The organism is Acinetobacter sp. CIP 64.7, assembly GCF_000369745.1.
Classification (GTDB): domain Bacteria; phylum Pseudomonadota; class Gammaproteobacteria; order Pseudomonadales; family Moraxellaceae; genus Acinetobacter; species Acinetobacter fasciculus.
Genome location: NZ_KB850179.1, coordinates 589,965 through 606,581 on the forward strand (window position 1 = coordinate 589,965; position 16,617 = coordinate 606,581).

Consider the following 16,617-nt stretch of genomic DNA (forward strand, 5'->3'; position numbering starts at 1 on the left):
TAATTATCATAAAAATTCTAGATATATTTTTTGGGAATAAAATACGGTAATTCAGGTCATGAAGAAATTAATTAAATTCATTGGAAGCATATTTAACACAAGTAAATCCACTATTACGGAGCCACAACCGCAACAAGCACAGCAAACTTCACCCCTCGACCCAATAGAAGATCAGCAAATATCTTTTGTGTTTAATGAAAAGCCTGCAAATGAAAAGAATTGCCCAAACTGCAATAAAGTCTTGCCATTCACATCCTTTAGATCCTCAAGTAAGCATGAAGATGGGTTAACAAAATGGTGTGTTGAGTGCTTAAGTGCACCTAGAGAATCAATACAAAGTAATAAGAAAAAATGTCCAGGCTGTAAAAAAACACGCTTAAAAACGAGCTTCTATAAGAATGGCAAACAGCCTGACGGTCTTACTAAGTGGTGCAAAACCTGTATGGATAATTCAAGAAAATAAAACCATGAAATTAACAACCCACCTCAATGGTGGGTTTTCTTTTGTCTATTAAATAATAATTAAATCTAAAATTCAAAAAAGTTCATTTTACTAAACAAAATGATTGACTCTATTTGTTTAGTTTACTAAACTAAATCTCGTACCCAATAAAAAGCCCGCAGGGACTGGAAATCTAGCGGGCTTGCAAATATGCGAGATAAGTATGAAACAAAATCCTATTCAAAGCAACCTGCCAGAGTTCGGTCAATCGAGCCAAACGTCTGAGCGTTTGTACCAGCACCCAGAACCGAAATCAGTAGCGAAAGAAGTTGCTTCAAATGTCGCTGCTTGGATGCTCCTGTTTTCAATCTTCTTTGGTCTGTCAGTCATGATTCTGCATGCAGCGGAAAAGCAGTCTGCGTATCAGGCGGAAGCCATTGCTCAAGCTGTTGGGGGTGCTAAGTAATGGCGGATCAAGTGATTACATTCACCCAAGAAGGTGAATTTCAAGCCTACTACGCAGCATGCGCATGGTGCAAAGAGAATGGTTATAGCCATGGATCTATGCAAGCTAGAGCGCCAATTGGGCTTCTTAGAGGTGATTGGATAATTGCTAAATGGCGCAACCTTTCTCCAAAAGAGCGTCAGCAGCTGGACGGAACAATTACGTGTATTGAGACCTTTCGTGAAGCGCCTATTCACGTCGTGATTAAAGGGGTGTGAAGTAGTGACAATTCTAGAAATCCATCCTAAAAACCCAATTCGAGTAAGCTTCCCCACGGCCTGTAAGCTGCTTGATGTGACCCGTGAATCACTTCGCCACACTATGCGCAAAGATCCAACGTTTCCACGCCCAATCAAAATGGGGACCACAAAACAAGCTCCTGTTTTTTTTGATTATGCCGAACTAGTTGCTTGGCACAACAGTAAGAAGGTGAGCCCATGAATGCCTACGTCAATCCTACCCGGATTATTCCGATCCGTGCTTCATCGTTAAGCGATCTGTTCGATTGCCCTGCACGTTGGGAAGCCAAGAATCTTTTAAATAAACGTAATCCAGCTGGTGCACGCACTCGCTTGGGTACCGCAATTCATGAAGCCGTAACCCAATGGGATCACCTGAACTTAATCGGTGAAGAAGTTAGCTTGGAAGAATGCGAAGAAATTCTGCATCACCAGATCTGGCAACCCAATGAAGAAGTTGATTGGTCTGATCTGGATCAAAACTCTGCTGAGTCAATTGGCCAGTCATTGATGCACAAGTACATCACCCACATTGCACCTACTCAGAAATTTATCGGTGTGGAAGTACGTTGTGAATCTTTGATTCTGGCTGATCTAGGTATTGAGCTTACTGGAACCATCGACCGCATTTATGAAAATGAAGATGGTGAATTAGGTATCTCTGATATCAAAACCGGTAAAGCTGCTGTAGGCAGTGACGGCGTTGTGAAAACCGTTGGCCATGCGCCACAAATGGGAATTTATACCGTACTTGCTGCACATGCTCTACAGGAACCAGTAACTGCCCCTGCCCGTATTTATGGCCTGACGACTGGCAAAACAGATAAAGGTCAGCACGTGGGTATCGGTGAAATTGAATCACCTGCAGAAGTACTGCTGGGTACTGAAGAAGATCCAGGACTACTGCACCACGCGGCCAAAATCATTAAACACGGTACGTTTTACGGCAACTCTAAATCAATGCTCTGCAATGAAAAGTTCTGTCCTGCGTATGCTACCTGCAAATTTCGTAAGTAATTAATTTTTTAAAAATAAGGAATAACACCATGACTTCTCAAGTAATGACAACTGAACAACTTCGTACTTCTCGCCAAGCTGCTCATGCTGCACCTAAACCGGTTGAAGTGGGCCTTACTTCACTTGAAGGCTTTGAACTGGCACAGCGTATTGCCAAGATGCTTGCAGCCTCAACCATGGTGCCGGAAGTTTACCGCGATACATTGAAAATCAAAGATGGTAAAGACCAGAACGGCAACTGGTTATATCGTTCAGAACCAAATCCAAACGGCTTGGCCAACTGTGTAATTGCACTGAACATGGCTAATCGCATGGGTGCAGATCCGCTGATGATTATGCAAAACCTTTACATTGTTGAAGGTCGTCCAGCCTGGTCATCTCAGTTTGTTATTGGTGCTATTAATACTTCTGGCAAATATTCACCGCTTCGCTTTGAAATGGAAGATCGTGGTGAAATTGAAGTGACCTATACCACTAAAGACTGGAAGTGGAATGAGCGTGCTCGCAAGAGCTTACCAGAGGAAAAAGTTCACACGATTAAACTGCGTAACATTGTATGTAAAGCCTGGGCAATTGAAGCCGGTACAGGTGAGCGTCTTGAATCTGCAGAAATATCGATGGAAATGGCAGTTAAAGAAGGCTGGTACCAAAAGAACGGATCTAAATGGCAAACCATGCCTGAGCAGATGCTTCGCTATCGTGCTGCCTCTTTCTTTGGCCGGATCTATGCACCAGAAGTGCTGATGGGTATCCGCACACAAGAAGAAGAACTTGAATCAATCATTGACGTAACACCTGAGCCAGTGAATACAGCACCGCAAACTTTGGACAGTATTAAGCAGAATGTTGTGAAAGAAGTTGCCACAGATGCACCTGCAGAAGAAAAGCCAAAGCGTGTGACTAAATCCAAAGACGTGAAGCTTATAGAAAAATTTACTGAGAGCTTAAAAAACTGCACCAAAGATTCGGAATTTGCTGATTTACGCGTTCAAGTTATTAATGAAGATGGTTTGAATATCGACCAGCAAGAAGATCTTATGAGACAGATCAATGCACGAGCTCAAGAATATTTGGTTCCAGAAACTGAGGCATCAAATACGGTGGCTGATGGCGAACTAAGCGTTGATGAGTTGAAGCGCCTGCAGCAAGAAGCCGAAGCACTGGTACAGCAAAAGAAACAACCCAGCTCTACGGAAATGAAAAAGGAATATGCCAAAGCCTTAAATACAGCGAAATCACTGGCTGACGTTCTGGATATCGAAGAACAGATCGAAAATGACAATGCTTTGACTCAGGCAGACTTCCAGTACCTTCAAGCAAACATTGAGCAAGTACGCGGCAAGTTTGAGGCATCACAAGCGCCAGCTGTAGATCCTCTCAAAAGTGGGTCAGTTAAAAGCGGTCTTATCCTACTGATCTCTGATGCCAAGAACGGTGAAGATCTTCGACAAGTCGCCCAGCAAATGAATGCAGCGAAGCCGAACTTGACCAGTGAGCATCAACAGGAATTACTGCAAGCCTACCAGCAAAAAAAGAAATTGATCGAAGATCAGATGGATATGTTCCCAAATAAATAATACGGATATGGCCACGCCTCCGGGTGTGGTCTACAGGAATAAATTATGAAAGTTATCCCATTAAATTTATTGATTCCGTTTAGAAACTGGCTGGTTAAAAACGGATATCGTGGCGTGAATCGTGGCGACCACATGACAGCCTGGAAGCCGAAGCACAAACAGATTGAGATCATCGGACTGCAAATGAATAAACCTTGTCAGCCGGTATTTAAAACGTTCTTAGGCCAGTACCTGGAACACGGAAAAGAATTTTTAGAGGATTTGGCGTGATGGATATTAAAGAAGAAATATTGGCTCAAATGGATAGTGCATTAAGACCAGAATTTGACAAAGCTATCAACAATACAATCGAAGGAGCATTTAAAGAAGATGTCAAAACACTTGGGTTTATGGTAGCTAATTCTATCAAGTGTCAGTGGGAAGTAATGAAGCCTCACTTATTCTATGCCTACTGTTTAGGTGTGAAAGCTCAGGAAGCTAAGGCCCAAGCGGTGCCGGCTCAATTGGATGTCAATTCAATACTTCATGATATTGATTGCTATTTTGATAATGGTTTGAGCAATACAGAAAGAACCGCTAATAACTTGCTTCAGTCAATTTATGAAAAGTTGAGTGGTGAAGTTAAAGCACAGGAACCAACCAATGACTAACATCTACAAAATTGAGTCGATTGGCGACTTCTTGAAAATCCCATCTGATCGCATCCATGTTTGCTTGCAGGAAATGGCTGATCACATGGCTGAATTTAAGGCCGGACTGGAAGCCTTAGGCATAGAGCCAACGGGTGCTGAAATTAAAACTTTCACCTGGGAGGATGATGGAAAAAATGATCTAAACATCACCCTTAATTGCGTTGATGGTAGATCGGCTACTGTGAAAATTATTCGTGGAGAGCCAGCCAATGACTGAAATTCAATTAACCAAACTTCAATTGGCGAATTATGTTTGTGATGAGCTGCATAAAGAAATGCCATTTGATCTGATTTTTAATCAGGACGAATTCGTGCCATTTATGGAAATCATTGATGCTTCAAACCTTAATGTTGGATTTTCAGTTAAGAATATCGGTGACAAGATTCATGTCGGTGTAACTAAGGGAAATTCAAACGGTATATATCAGGCATTGAGCAGCTACATCGCTCAGCATCAGAAGCCGGAAAACTGCATCGATCAATTTATTGCTAGTGGTGAATTTGATAAGGCTTTTAAGGATGTGTTTGGTTTACCGGAATCTGTGGTGAAAAGTTTAAAGGAGGTGTCTTGATGGTTTTATATATCTCAACGCCTGAGTTACTAAAGCGTTATGGGGTAACAAAAGGCACTTTGATCAACTGGCGCAATAAAAAGGATTTTCCTGAACCAGTGATCAAAGCACATGGGCGCTCAAGCAGCCGTTACGGGATCAAAGCCGTGGATGCCTGGGAAAGAGACAACGGATTGCTTGAATCACTTGAAATACAGCCTTTGATATCAAAGCGCTCGTAATTGTCCAATATGGCGCAGAGCTTGAAGAACCACTTTTCATAAGCCTGCGCCTGATCATCTAAATACTCGTGTAAATCATAAGTCCCCCACACTGCAGGTAAACCATGGCCAAGCATAATTTCACAGATATGCGGTGGTGCCAGTTCGGATATATGCGTTCTCATTGTTCTGCGTAAATCATGTGTGGTCCAGTGCTGGATCTCCACACCAAAACGTTTACGCACATTCTCATTCACATATACAGGGATAGTGGTCTGAAAGCTTTTGGCCAGCATGGTATAGGCTTTGCCTTTTAAGTTCGGGAAAGCATATTCACAGCTATCTGGTGAGAGTGAGAATACATATTTAAGAAATGGCACAATTTGCGGAATGATCGGCCGGATAATCGGCTTATGGGTACGGTCCCCCATCTTGTGATTCTCTGGTGGTACGTGCCAGATCATTTCCTGAAAATCGAAGTCCGACTTCTTGGCCAGCCTTAATTCTGATACACGACAACCAAAGAACAGCAGCATGATAATAATGGCTTTGTTTTTTGGTGATATGGCATTGGATCTCAGTGAAGCATGCACTACCCAGAATATTTCCTGTTCTGAAAGATAACGCGACCGTTTCACTTTCTTCACGTTTAGATCCGCTGCTCTCAAGTGCTGAATAGGCTGATGCTGTAATTTTCCGTGAATGCATCCCCAACGCATGATCATTCTTAAATTGCCTAGCACCTTGATCGATACGGTTTTAGCATCTGCAGCAATATCAAAAAGCAATTGTGACCACTCTTGCAAAGATACGTCATCACAGATCCGCCTACCTATACGCGGATAAACGTGCAACTCGAAGGCCCGATAATCATCCTTGTACGAGACTTTATGAATGGCCACCGTATTAAACCAGAGATCGCAAATGTCTTTGACTGTGAGCTGTTTCAGATAGTCGCTTTCCCCTTTCAGTTTAAGCTGCATCGGATCTTTGCCCTGGTCGAGTTCAGTTTTATATTTATGTACCTCTACCCGGGCATCTTTTAAACTGAGTAAAGGATAGGTCCCTAAGTCCAGTCTTTTCGCCTTGCCGCCAAAACGATAGCGATATTGAAAGACGATCTTGCCTTTAGGTGTAATTCGAACTGACAGGCCATCCCGATCCGTCACCACCTCAACTTTTTCACGCGGTTTCCCATTGTTGGATTTGAGCCAACTATCACTTAAAGCCATTTAAATTTTCCAGTCCAAATGTTCTATACTCTGTACATATTCAGGCAGAGCAAAATTATGTACACACATATGTACATATTTTTTCTTGAAAGGTAAATGACTTTGTTGAACTTTGAAATTATTTGATTGTCGTTAATAAACGCGAAAATTGAGTAATTCTATTGAATCTAAAGCTTTTCTATATGCTTTGTTGAACTTTGAAAAACTTTGGAGAATCTTGAATGCAAAAGCCGACTATAATTTTCGATATGGATGGCACTTTACTTGATCTTGCCTACGATGATTTCATCTGGAACAAGTTATTGCCTGTGCGTTATGCTGCCACACATGGCTGTAGCCTGGAACACAGCCAGGCAACACTCTATGCATTCTATCAGGAACATAATCATACCTTAAACTGGTACTCTTCACGCTTCTGGACGGCTAAAGTCGAAGTCGATGTTCTGGCGATGCAAATTGAACATAAAGATAAAGTTGCCTTACGCCCTCATTGTCTCGAATTGCTGGATTATCTTAAAAATAATGGCTACCCGATCTGGCTGGCCACCAATGCTGACTGTGCTGGCTTGGCCTTTAAACTGGATCACTTGAATTTAAGGGATTATTTCGATGTGATTGTCAGTTCAGAAACGATTGGGCATGCCAAAGAATTTATTGAATTCTGGCAAGGCCTGAATGAACTGCATCCATTTGATCCGGAAAATGCTTATTTTATTGATGATACTGAAAAAGTCCTGAATGGGGCCCAAGCCTATGGTATTCAGAACCTGTTCAGCATCCAGCAGCCCTCTTCAGCCAAAGTAGCACGTCAGACTTGTAATTACCCGATGCTGCACCAATTAACAGATTTAATCACTCATTTAAATCAGGCTGAGGTAGAAAAGAAATATGCGTAAATCGTCTTTACCCGAAGATGCGGTAGGCATGCGTATAGACAAATGGCTGTGGGCAGCACGGTTTTTTAAAACCCGCTCGATTGCCAAACATGCGATTGAAGGTGGCAAAGTCCATCACAATGGTGAACGTGTCAAGGTATCGCGCGAAGTCCGTGTTGGTATGGAACTGACGATTCAGCAAGGCATCGACAAAAAAACCGTGCTGGTTAAGGAACTTTCTGATGTTCGTGGACCTGCACCCGTGGCACAAAAACTGTATGAAGAAACGGAAGTCAGTATTGCGCGCCGGGAATTGATTACGTCACAAAGAAAGTTGCATAATCTAGCTCGTCCTGACCATCGTCCAAGCAAGAAAGATCGTCGGGATATCAGTAAATTTAAAAATGAAAATAGTCAGAGTTTTGATCAGTCATGGTCGTATAATGACGATTAAATTCAAGCGTCAGAATGTGTCGTACATGCGCTGACATTTATAGAACACTAGGGAAAATTCTGTCACTATACGCCTGTGGAACAAAGCTCTAATTTAAGACATCCACTTGAGTACTAACTTAGTGACATCGTATTGAGGTTGTAAGATGGATGAGAATAAAAACAAGGCGCTCAATGCTGCCTTAAGCCAGATTGAAAAACAGTTTGGTAAAAATACAGTAATGCGTCTTGGTGACAATACCGTTCAGGCAGTTGAAGCTGTATCTACAGGTTCTTTAACGCTGGATATTGCACTCGGTATTGGTGGTTTGCCAAAAGGTCGTATCGTCGAGATCTATGGTCCTGAATCTTCAGGTAAAACCACAATGACATTGCAAGCCATTGCAGAGTGTCAGAAAGCAGGCGGTACATGTGCATTTATCGATGCCGAGCATGCGCTTGATCCTCAATATGCACGCAAACTGGGCGTAGATATCGACAATTTACTGGTATCGCAACCCGATCACGGTGAACAGGCGCTTGAAATTGCAGACATGCTGGTGCGTTCTGGCGCTATCGACATGATCGTTGTCGACTCTGTTGCTGCATTGACACCACGTGCCGAAATTGAAGGCGAAATGGGTGACTCGCATATGGGTCTGCAAGCCCGTTTGATGAGCCAGGCATTACGTAAAATTACTGGTAATGCCAAACGCTCAAACTGTATGGTGATCTTCATTAACCAGATTCGTATGAAGATTGGCGTGATGTTCGGTAGCCCGGAAACCACGACTGGTGGTAACGCACTGAAATTCTATGCATCTGTACGTCTGGATATTCGCCGTATTGGACAAGTGAAAGAAGGTGACGAGATTGTTGGTTCTGAAACCAAAGTCAAAGTTGTGAAAAACAAAATGGCGCCTCCATTTAAAGAAGCTTTATTCCAGATTCTGTACGGTAAAGGCGTGAACCATCTGGGTGAATTGATCGATCTTGCTGTACAGCAAGAAATCGTGCAGAAAGCTGGTGCGTGGTATTCTTATCAAGGCGACAAAATTGGCCAAGGTAAGAACAACACCATCCGTTATCTGGAAGAACATAAAGAAATGGCTCAGACGATTGAAAAACTGATTCGCGACCAGCTTCTGACTAAAGCAGTGGTTGTTGAAGAAGACGATAGCAAGGAAGAACCTGACTTTTTAGATGCATGATCTTATTAGATGCGTCATCTTTAAACGTCAAGACACAGCGCCCTCCGGGGCGTTTTGTTATTATATAGGGAACGTAAAATCCGAGAGAATCATGTCAGACGTGAAATTCAGCAAACTGCTCGATTATGAAACTTTAAAACAGCAATTTGGTGATGCTGAAGATCAAGCTCAACCTGCAAAAACTGCGATCCAAGACGCTCCTGAATTTGATCCCGAAGAGCGTTTATTTTCCTCTACCCCAACTCAGGATGAGAAAAAACCGGGACTGACAGGCTCACGCTTACGTTCTTATGCCTTTGCCGTACTGACGCGCAAGGAATATTCCAAAGCCGAACTGATAGAGAAACTAGCCCTCTATGCAGAGCATCGTGATGAAGTTATTAACCTGGTTGAAGAACTGTCCCGTGAGAACTATCAAAGTGATCAGCGCGTGGCGGAAACCATGTTGTCGAGTCAAAAGCGTAAAGGTAAAGGTCCCAATCAAATTAAAATGAAACTCAAGAGCAAAAAGATTGATGCTGCCCTGATTTCAGAGGAACTCAAGGAAACTGATTGGGTGCAGCAAGCCTATGAACTAAAAGTCAAAAAATATGGGACTGAAGTTACTAAAGACCCCAAGCTCAAAGCCAAACAGATCCGTTTTTTAATGTATCGTGGTTTTGAAATGGATGCGATTATCAAGGCGATTAACCGTAAAGCAAAAGACTAAGTCTTATATTCTTTGAAAGCCTTAATACACGTATAAACATATTGGATATTTAATTCAATATTAGCTGCAAAATAAAATAAAGCACGGCAAAAGATAATGATGATTTAATCATTAAAATAATAAGATAGCGCTATTTGACGACATTGAAAAAGGAATAATATTTGAGAATAGAAAACTGCGAATTTGCATTGTTATTATAATAATAAGAATATGGTGGCAACCCTACCAGCAAAGCTCCGGCACATCATAGTTCTATTACCGTTGCTACCTTCCGGTCCTGGCGGGGTTCATAGAGTACAATTGCGAAGTAACCAGCAGGGCTACCATTACAAAAACAGAGTATAGAGATTTTTAATCAAGTTGCAAGCCTTGTTTCCTAAAATCATCCTTCAAGCTATCCGTTTGATTATTTTAAAAACAATATTGATATTTCTGCTGATTTTTAAGGGATCTTCACAATCAATCCATCAACACTCAGATTCACATGATCTTTGTAAAACCTTGTTGCATTTTCTAAAAATGCCGTTTTTAATGTGTGCAATGTATATGAATGATCTACTTTGAAAAGATGAGCAGCGGATCCGCATCTCACAAAGAATTATGGAAATTTTATGATGTTTAAAAAGACCGTATTGTGTGCAGTGACAGCACTCTTTACCACGCCTCTATTTGCCAATATTCCGATTGAATCGCGTGGCTTGAGTCAAGCTACGAATCAAACCACAGTAAATACCCCAGCAGCAATTGCGGCTGGTGCAACTCCAGCAGTTCAAACCAATACCAGCTGGCAAATCATGCAAAAGAACCAGCAACTCGAAAATGACCTGCGGATTTTGCGCGGTAAAATGGAAGAACAGGAAAATGAGATTGAACGGCTCAAGAATGAACTGACCAATCGTTATGCCGATCTTGATCAGCGCCTTGAACTATTGCAACAAAAAATTGAACCTGCTGAAGACAATCCAACGGAGGAAAACCCACAGGATACTGCACCCAGCCTAGACGCAAATAAGGTCAATACAGCAAGCAGCGGACAGCAACCTGCTGAGCTAGAAAAGGCAGCTTACACCGTGGCTTTAGATGCTTATAAAAATGGCGGTGCAGCCAAAGCCATTGCACCCATGCAAAACTTTATTAAAAACAATCCGAATAGCGTTTATATCAGCAATGCCTATTTCTGGTTAGCGGAATTCAATCTGGCAATTGACCCACCAAAATTTGATGAAGCCAAACGTAATTATCTGATTGTCGTTGATCGCTATCCAAATTCTACGAAAGCCTCCACTGCCCTGTATCAGCTTTATAACATCAGCAAAGATGTTGAAAAGAATGCTACGCTTGCTTCGCAATATAAAACAAAGCTCTTGAAGAATTATCCGAAAGCTGAGGAAATAAAGTTTCTTAAGTAAAATAGAAATTTCTAAAATAAAAAAGACACCATAGGGTGTCTTTTTTATTACCTCAAACATCTAGCGCACAATGCCGCGCTTCGACTGTTCAAGAGAATCAATTAAACGCTGCACCTCAGCCACTTCCGGCAAAATTCCTGTACGGATCTGCTCGATTGCTTCCTGAGTTGTTAAACCTGATTTATAAATCAGTTTAAAGGCATCACGTAAACCGCTGATTACGGTCTTCGACCAGCCTTTACGACGCATACCTTCAATGTTCATGGCAAATGCATGCGCAGGATTACCTGAAACCATGACATAGGCCGGTACATCTTTCAGAATTAGTGATGCACCACCAATCATGCTATAAGAATCAATCTTACAGAACTGATGAATGCCCGAGTTTCCGCCAATGATAACGTAGTCCCCGACATGGACATGTCCAGCCACACCGACGTTATTGGCAAAGATATTATAATCCCCAACCATACAGTCATGTGCAATATGAGTATTGACCATGAGCAGGTTATGACTACCGATCTTGGTCAGGCTCTGATCCTGAACCGTGCCACGATGCAGACTGCAATGCTCACGAATCTTGTTGTGATCGCCAATCTCAAGCCAGGTTTCTTCACCGGCATATTTCAGATCCTGGCACACCTCGCCTACACTGGCGAACTGGAAAATTTCATTATATTCACCTATACGCGTATAGCCACCCACCACCACGTGTGAATGAAGTTTGCTACCCGCACCAATAGTGACATTTGGCCCGATAATACAATATGGGCCAATTTCTACATCAGCAGCAATGACTGCTGACGGGTCAATAATGGCAGTTGGATGAATAAGGGGATTATTGCTCATGCCTGCTCGACTTTTTGATGCGAAACCATAATTTCCGCGGTTGTTGCGACGACGCCATCTACAGTGGCAATACAATTATATTTGTAAATGCCCCGCTTTTGCATCACTAATTCAGATTTTAAAACCAATTGGTCACCTGCAACCACCTGTTTTTTAAATCTAACTTTTTCCGCACCGGCAAACAGGAACAAAGAACCTTCACTTGGCACTTCGTTATTCATCACAAAACCCAGAATTCCAGAGATTTGTGCCAGCGCTTCAACAATCAGTACACCCGGCATAATCGGATAATTCGGAAAATGGCCTTGTAAAAACTCTTCATTAATTGAGACGTTTTTATAACCAACAATGCCATTATCGGTAATTTCGACGACGCGATCAACCAACAAAAATGGATAGCGATGGGGCAAATATTCACGAATCTTTTGAATATTCATTGGCAATTCAGGCTTCGTGAATGTAGGCAAATTCGACTCTGTCATCATAATTATTTACGCAACTTAAATGTTGATTCAATGGACTCAATCTGAGATTGCATATGATCTAGTCGTTTGATCACCTGGGTCAATGGCACATCTGCTAATTGTCTGAGGCGAACCACAGTACGTTTCCATTTCTGGTTTTCAAACAGACCAATCCCCGATGAATATTTTCCAGCTTCAGAAATATTATTTGTCACCATTGACATTCCGGTCAACGTCACATTATCGGCAATATTCAAGTGTCCAGAAATCGCAGAGGCACCACCAATGATACAGTTTTTGCCAATTGAAACACTTCCTGCAACGGCAGTTTTTGCAGCAATGGCGGTATGTGCACCAATTTTAACGTTATGCGCGATTTGCACAAGATTATCAATGATCACACCCTGTTGCAAAATCGTATCATCCAGTGCACCACGGTCTACGCTACAATTTGACCCAATACGCACATCATCCTCAATGCGTACAGAACCTAATTGCGCAATACGGTGCCATTTCCCTTGATAAGGCGCAAAACCAAACCCTTCGCTGCCAATCACGCTATTGGCATGAATACGCACCCGATTACCAATTTTTGCTGCGCCGGTGAGGGTCACATGTGAGTCAATAAAACAGTCCTGACCGATCTCGACATCATCATCGATCTGCACATGCGCCTGAACAATCGTATTCGCACCCACGACACAATGCTCACCAATCACCACGTAATGACCAATATAAGCATCGTCCGCAATCACTGCCGAAGGGTGAATTTGAGCAGTACTCTCAATGCCACGCTGGCGATGTTTTTTCTCAAATACATGCGTCAGAATCGCGAAAGCCAGATAGGGATTTGCCACAACAATAAAGTTTTGATGTGAGGTTATCTGTTGTTTTAGTTCAGCCGTGACAATTAAAGCACCTGCCTGACTTTGATTGGCCTGCTCTACATATTTATCGGCATTCACAAATGCCAGATCGTGTGAGGTTGCCTGTTCAAGACTGGCCAAAGCGCTCAAACGCAAATCTGTCTGACCTATGCACTCGCCCTGAACCAGGCGAGCGAGATCAGCTAACTGAAGCTGTTGATGATTCATTGATTATTTAATTGCATTAACCTTTTGAATCATTTTATCAGTTAAATCATATTTAGCATCATAAGCAAGTGCTGAATTTTTATTTAAAACCACATCGAGGTTGTTTTCTCTACGCAATTGTTCAGCAATTTGCTTTACACGTCCATCAAATACAGTTCGGATCTGCTGAATCGAGCTTTGAACATTCGTCTGTACAGATTGTTGTAACTGATTTAATTCTTGAAGCTTAGTCTGATATTGCGCAGACATTTTCTGTTTTTCAGTCTCACTGAGCTTGGTATTGGATTGAGCACGTTGCTGCAAAGCTTCCAGCTCTTTGCTGAGTTGCTCAATTTTGGTGGTTTGTGGCTGAATTTTTTGCTGAAACGCCGTGTTTTGTTGTTTCAGATAAGTACTACCTTCAACCACACGCTCCAAGTCAATTATCCCCATACTGGCCGCTTGAGTTAAAGGTGCAACACTTGCCAAAGCCAGGCTCATTGCCATCATCATTTTTTTCATATTCTTACTCATTCAAAAAAATTTGCTCACAAAACCTGAAGGCTTTATGAGCAAAATTTAGTTTCTAGGTCAAACCGATTTTAGAAAGTACGTCCAATTTCGAACTGGATGTTTTTAGTATCATCACCATCTTTTTTATTCAACGGATAAGCATAGCTAAGTGATAATGGGCCAATCATGGTGATCCAGGTGAAACCAGCACCCACGCTATAACGCATATTATCTGCATCGAAACCGAAGTTATCTTTACAGTACTGCTTTCCATTTACTGAAGTGCCATTAACGAAAATATTTTCATTTGATACATCACATTGGGTATCAAACACTTGTGCACCTTCAGCAAAGATGACTGGACGAACCTGACGTGCCCAATCCCCTTTAAATGGTACTGGAAGCACTAATTCGGTACCAAATTGAATTAGTGCATTACCACCTACTTCCTCAGGAGAAGGATCCGTTTGACCTGTATCAGAGAAATATACACCTGGATATTTAGGACCTAATGTACTATTTTCATAACCACGAACCGAACCAAAACCACCTGCATAGAAATTCTTGTAGAATGGTAGGTCATTACCATAACCCAACTTACCATAACCACGCAGAACAAAATCCTTGCCTAATGGGAAGAATGCCTGAGCATCATAAGTGACTTTTTGATACTCGACATCACTGCCTGGCAATGCAATTTCACCATTGATTCGATGTGACATACCATTTGTAGGGAACATTGGGCGGTTTAAAGTATTATATGACCAGCCTAAGTTCAGGTTATAGGTAAAAAACTCACCTTTAAATTCTTGACCATATGAAATAGGAGCCGTACAAGGTTCATAACCCGTTATTTGACCATTAGCATCTTTAATTGGATTTTGTGGACAATATTCACCACTTCGTGTTTCTCTACCACCATTGCGTTCTAGATAATCCGCAACATAAGTAGAAACATAAGGCCCAGTCGTAACATCTGTCTGATCAATATTCAGACCAAGACTGACACTCTGGTTTTCATCAATTGGATAACCAAAGTTAATCCCACCACCAAAACTATCCGTTACATAGTTGTTGACGTTATAGTCATCATCAAGCTTAGTTTTACGGTAATACATGTTATAGCCGCGACGCACACCATCAATGGTGAAGTACGGGTCCATCACGCTCAAGTTATAGTAATCTTGCGTTTCAGAACGCGACAAATCGATTGAAACACTATTACCTGTACCCAGGAAGTTGGTCTGACTTAAACCTGCCTGGAAAGTTACACCACCGCTTTGCGAGAAACCAACTGCAAGAGTACTGGTCCCTGAATGCTGCTCTTCAACCGCAACATTCAAGTCCACCTGATCTGGCGCACCCGGAATACGTGCGGGTTTGATGTCAACAGTTTTAAAGAAACCGGTACGCTCCAGACGGACCTTAGACAGGTCAATCTTTTCATTGCTTGCAAGTGCACCTTCCATTTGGCGCATTTCACGACGTAGTACTTCATCTGCGGTTTTCGTATTCCCAGTGAAATTAATACGTCGCACCGTGACTTGCTGACCTGGATTAATATAATAATTTAGATCAACCAGTTTGGTTTCGTTGTTAATTTGAGGAACGATGTTGACTTCTGCATAGTAATAACCTGCGTTACCATACTTACGCTGCAATAACTGCTTAACCGCGTTAACTTTTTCCTGCGAATAAGTTTCGCCTTCTTTGAAGATTTGTAAAGCCTGCAATTCCTCAGTCTTGTAAAGTGCATCACCTAAATATTTGGTTTGACCAAATTTAAATTGCTCGCCTTCATCCACAGAAACTTCGATAAAAACATTCTTTTTATCTTCACTCAAGTTAAGGCTGGAATTGGTAATATTAAAGTTGATATAACCGCGATTCAGATACATGGCACGCAAAGCTTCAAGACTTGCCGCCATCTTTTCACGTGCATAACGATCATTACGCGAAATGACCGAGCTCCAGCCACTTTCTTTTACTGCAAAGGCCTGCTTGATATCAGATTCTTTAAATACGGTATTACCAATAATATTGATATCAAAAACTTTGGCCGCTTTACCTTCAATAAAATCAATTAGCAATTCAACACGGTTATTTGGTCGAGGCGTGGTAGTGACCGTAATATCGGCATCATAACGACCTTGCTGCATGTATTGCTGTTCAAGTTCAGTTTCAATGGTTTGCAGCGCTGATTTTTTCAGCACTTCGCCTTCAGCCAGGCCCATTTTTTTCAGGCCATCTTCAAGTGCTTCCTTAGGAATCAGCTTATTGCCTTTCAATTCGATTTTCGAAATGACCGGGCGTTCAACAACTTGGAAAACCAAGGTATTGCCCTGCTGAACGGCTTTAATGTCATCAAACAGGCCTGATGCATACATGCTACGAATTGCATTGGCAATGACTGGATCATTGACCCGATCACCACTGTTAATCGGCACTAGGCCATACACATTGTCAGGAGTTAAACGTACTAATCCATCAAATTTTATATCTTGTACAATGAATTCATCTGCTGCATATACTTGTTGTGCTACTGCCATTGCACTAACGAGTGCCAGAGGCATAAATAAATGTGTGTGCTGCATGCCAGTCTTTTC

General features: G+C 41.9%; 22 protein-coding genes and 1 other RNA gene. 16 read left to right on the forward strand and 7 right to left on the reverse strand.

The annotated features are described in order from the left end of the window. Positions 1-58: 58 nt before the first annotated feature. The 11 genes from F890_RS09175 to F890_RS19060 all read left to right on the forward strand — a co-directional run bounded on the left by F890_RS09175 (position 59) and on the right by F890_RS19060 (position 5,265). Entirely contained in the window at positions 59-463 is a 405-nt protein-coding gene (locus F890_RS09175; protein WP_005266578.1) for a hypothetical protein, read from the forward strand. Between the two features lie 202 nt (positions 464-665). Then, complete coding sequence (locus F890_RS09180; RefSeq protein WP_005266579.1) at positions 666-908, forward strand: hypothetical protein; 243 nt, start codon at positions 666-668, stop codon at positions 906-908. After that, on the forward strand, positions 908-1,165 hold the full coding sequence (locus F890_RS09185) for a hypothetical protein (RefSeq protein WP_017397833.1): 258 nt from the start codon (positions 908-910) through the stop codon (positions 1,163-1,165). The genes F890_RS09180 and F890_RS09185 overlap by 1 nt, the downstream gene beginning before the upstream one ends. Positions 1,166-1,169: 4 nt before the next feature. Next, positions 1,170-1,388 (forward strand): helix-turn-helix transcriptional regulator, encoded by a 219-nt coding sequence (locus F890_RS19055; RefSeq protein WP_017397834.1) that lies wholly within the window; start codon positions 1,170-1,172, stop codon positions 1,386-1,388. Beyond that, positions 1,385-2,203, forward strand: a complete 819-nt coding sequence (locus tag F890_RS09195) for a RecB family exonuclease (protein ID WP_005266581.1) — start codon at positions 1,385-1,387, stop codon at positions 2,201-2,203. The genes F890_RS19055 and F890_RS09195 overlap by 4 nt, the downstream gene beginning before the upstream one ends. 29 nt (positions 2,204-2,232) lie before the next feature. Then, entirely contained in the window at positions 2,233-3,780 is a 1,548-nt protein-coding gene (locus F890_RS09200) for a recombinase RecT (RefSeq protein WP_005266588.1), read from the forward strand. A gap of 45 nt (positions 3,781-3,825) precedes the next feature. After that, the gene (locus F890_RS09205; RefSeq protein ID WP_005266590.1) at positions 3,826-4,050 is read left to right on the forward strand and encodes a hypothetical protein; all 225 of its coding nucleotides are present in this window, start codon (positions 3,826-3,828) and stop codon (positions 4,048-4,050) included. Further along, positions 4,050-4,430, forward strand: coding sequence for a hypothetical protein (locus tag F890_RS09210; RefSeq protein WP_005266596.1), 381 nt, complete (start codon positions 4,050-4,052; stop codon positions 4,428-4,430). The genes F890_RS09205 and F890_RS09210 overlap by 1 nt, the downstream gene beginning before the upstream one ends. After that, positions 4,423-4,689 (forward strand): hypothetical protein, encoded by a 267-nt coding sequence (locus F890_RS09215; protein ID WP_005266597.1) that lies wholly within the window; start codon positions 4,423-4,425, stop codon positions 4,687-4,689. The genes F890_RS09210 and F890_RS09215 overlap by 8 nt, the downstream gene beginning before the upstream one ends. Further along, positions 4,682-5,044, forward strand: coding sequence for a hypothetical protein (locus tag F890_RS09220; RefSeq protein ID WP_005266598.1), 363 nt, complete (start codon positions 4,682-4,684; stop codon positions 5,042-5,044). The genes F890_RS09215 and F890_RS09220 overlap by 8 nt, the downstream gene beginning before the upstream one ends. Further along, on the forward strand, positions 5,044-5,265 hold the full coding sequence (locus F890_RS19060; protein ID WP_005251506.1) for a hypothetical protein: 222 nt from the start codon (positions 5,044-5,046) through the stop codon (positions 5,263-5,265). Before F890_RS09220 ends, F890_RS19060 begins: the two co-directional genes overlap by 1 nt. Here F890_RS19060 and F890_RS09230 read toward each other — a convergent pair. Further along, positions 5,175-6,476, reverse strand: a complete 1,302-nt coding sequence (locus F890_RS09230) for a tyrosine-type recombinase/integrase (protein WP_005266599.1) — start codon at positions 6,474-6,476, stop codon at positions 5,175-5,177. The two genes, F890_RS19060 and F890_RS09230, sit on opposite strands and share 91 nt — an antisense overlap. Positions 6,477-6,697: 221 nt before the next feature. On the opposite strand from F890_RS09230, the gene F890_RS09235 reads away from it, so the two are divergent. The 4 genes from F890_RS09235 (at position 6,698) to F890_RS09250 (ending at position 9,703) form a co-directional block, all read left to right on the forward strand. Continuing rightward, a complete protein-coding gene (locus F890_RS09235) occupies positions 6,698-7,372 on the forward strand; it encodes an HAD-IA family hydrolase (RefSeq protein WP_005266600.1) in 675 nt (224 codons plus the stop codon). Beyond that, positions 7,365-7,805 (forward strand): RNA-binding S4 domain-containing protein, encoded by a 441-nt coding sequence (locus tag F890_RS09240; protein WP_005096718.1) that lies wholly within the window; start codon positions 7,365-7,367, stop codon positions 7,803-7,805. Before F890_RS09235 ends, F890_RS09240 begins: the two co-directional genes overlap by 8 nt. Positions 7,806-7,950: 145 nt before the next feature. Further along, entirely contained in the window at positions 7,951-8,994 is a 1,044-nt protein-coding gene (recA, locus tag F890_RS09245; RefSeq protein ID WP_004279873.1) for a recombinase RecA, read from the forward strand. A 91-nt stretch (positions 8,995-9,085) separates the two neighbouring features. Further along, entirely contained in the window at positions 9,086-9,703 is a 618-nt protein-coding gene (locus tag F890_RS09250; RefSeq protein WP_005266601.1) for a regulatory protein RecX, read from the forward strand. A 220-nt stretch (positions 9,704-9,923) separates the two neighbouring features. Here the strand turns inward: F890_RS09250 and ffs are convergent. Continuing rightward, an RNA gene (gene ffs, locus F890_RS18150) (signal recognition particle sRNA small type) lies at positions 9,924-10,020 on the reverse strand. Between the two features lie 294 nt (positions 10,021-10,314). Between ffs and F890_RS09255 the strand changes: the two genes are divergently transcribed. Next, complete coding sequence (locus tag F890_RS09255; protein ID WP_005266603.1) at positions 10,315-11,112, forward strand: tol-pal system YbgF family protein; 798 nt, start codon at positions 10,315-10,317, stop codon at positions 11,110-11,112. 60 nt (positions 11,113-11,172) lie between these two features. Here the strand turns inward: F890_RS09255 and lpxA are convergent, their stop codons facing one another. The 5 genes from lpxA to bamA form a co-directional block, all read right to left on the reverse strand. Then, a complete protein-coding gene (gene lpxA / locus F890_RS09260; RefSeq protein WP_005266605.1) occupies positions 11,173-11,961 on the reverse strand; it encodes an acyl-ACP--UDP-N-acetylglucosamine O-acyltransferase in 789 nt (262 codons plus the stop codon). Beyond that, a complete protein-coding gene (gene fabZ / locus F890_RS09265) occupies positions 11,958-12,443 on the reverse strand; it encodes a 3-hydroxyacyl-ACP dehydratase FabZ (RefSeq protein WP_026055766.1) in 486 nt (161 codons plus the stop codon). The genes lpxA and fabZ overlap by 4 nt, the downstream gene beginning before the upstream one ends. Before the next feature lie 5 nt (positions 12,444-12,448). Then, entirely contained in the window at positions 12,449-13,519 is a 1,071-nt protein-coding gene (gene lpxD / locus F890_RS09270) for a UDP-3-O-(3-hydroxymyristoyl)glucosamine N-acyltransferase (protein ID WP_005266607.1), read from the reverse strand. Between the two features lie 3 nt (positions 13,520-13,522). Next, entirely contained in the window at positions 13,523-14,020 is a 498-nt protein-coding gene (locus F890_RS09275) for an OmpH/Skp family outer membrane protein (protein ID WP_005266609.1), read from the reverse strand. An 80-nt stretch (positions 14,021-14,100) separates the two neighbouring features. Then, positions 14,101-16,605: an outer membrane protein assembly factor BamA gene (gene bamA, locus F890_RS09280; RefSeq protein WP_005266611.1), complete on the reverse strand. Its 2,505-nt coding sequence runs from the start codon at positions 16,603-16,605 to the stop codon at positions 14,101-14,103. Positions 16,606-16,617: the final 12 nt, after the last annotated feature.

Coding starts and splice junctions, on each gene's coding strand:
- F890_RS09175 (WP_005266578.1), top strand. CDS start 59: ATGAAGAAATTAATTAAATTCATTGGAAGCATATTTAACACAAGTAAA.
- F890_RS09180 (WP_005266579.1), top strand. CDS start 666: ATGAAACAAAATCCTATTCAAAGCAACCTGCCAGAGTTCGGTCAATCG.
- F890_RS09185 (WP_017397833.1), top strand. CDS start 908: ATGGCGGATCAAGTGATTACATTCACCCAAGAAGGTGAATTTCAAGCC.
- F890_RS09195 (WP_005266581.1), top strand. CDS start 1,385: ATGAATGCCTACGTCAATCCTACCCGGATTATTCCGATCCGTGCTTCA.
- F890_RS09200 (WP_005266588.1), top strand. CDS start 2,233: ATGACTTCTCAAGTAATGACAACTGAACAACTTCGTACTTCTCGCCAA.
- F890_RS09205 (WP_005266590.1), top strand. CDS start 3,826: ATGAAAGTTATCCCATTAAATTTATTGATTCCGTTTAGAAACTGGCTG.
- F890_RS09210 (WP_005266596.1), top strand. CDS start 4,050: ATGGATATTAAAGAAGAAATATTGGCTCAAATGGATAGTGCATTAAGA.
- F890_RS09215 (WP_005266597.1), top strand. CDS start 4,423: ATGACTAACATCTACAAAATTGAGTCGATTGGCGACTTCTTGAAAATC.
- F890_RS09220 (WP_005266598.1), top strand. CDS start 4,682: ATGACTGAAATTCAATTAACCAAACTTCAATTGGCGAATTATGTTTGT.
- F890_RS19060 (WP_005251506.1), top strand. CDS start 5,044: ATGGTTTTATATATCTCAACGCCTGAGTTACTAAAGCGTTATGGGGTA.
- F890_RS09230 (WP_005266599.1), bottom strand. CDS start 6,476: ATGGCTTTAAGTGATAGTTGGCTCAAATCCAACAATGGGAAACCGCGT.
- F890_RS09235 (WP_005266600.1), top strand. CDS start 6,698: ATGCAAAAGCCGACTATAATTTTCGATATGGATGGCACTTTACTTGAT.
- F890_RS09240 (WP_005096718.1), top strand. CDS start 7,365: ATGCGTAAATCGTCTTTACCCGAAGATGCGGTAGGCATGCGTATAGAC.
- recA (WP_004279873.1), top strand. CDS start 7,951: ATGGATGAGAATAAAAACAAGGCGCTCAATGCTGCCTTAAGCCAGATT.
- F890_RS09250 (WP_005266601.1), top strand. CDS start 9,086: ATGTCAGACGTGAAATTCAGCAAACTGCTCGATTATGAAACTTTAAAA.
- F890_RS09255 (WP_005266603.1), top strand. CDS start 10,315: ATGATGTTTAAAAAGACCGTATTGTGTGCAGTGACAGCACTCTTTACC.
- lpxA (WP_005266605.1), bottom strand. CDS start 11,961: ATGAGCAATAATCCCCTTATTCATCCAACTGCCATTATTGACCCGTCA.
- fabZ (WP_026055766.1), bottom strand. CDS start 12,443: ATGACAGAGTCGAATTTGCCTACATTCACGAAGCCTGAATTGCCAATG.
- lpxD (WP_005266607.1), bottom strand. CDS start 13,519: ATGAATCATCAACAGCTTCAGTTAGCTGATCTCGCTCGCCTGGTTCAG.
- F890_RS09275 (WP_005266609.1), bottom strand. CDS start 14,020: ATGAAAAAAATGATGATGGCAATGAGCCTGGCTTTGGCAAGTGTTGCA.
- bamA (WP_005266611.1), bottom strand. CDS start 16,605: ATGCAGCACACACATTTATTTATGCCTCTGGCACTCGTTAGTGCAATG.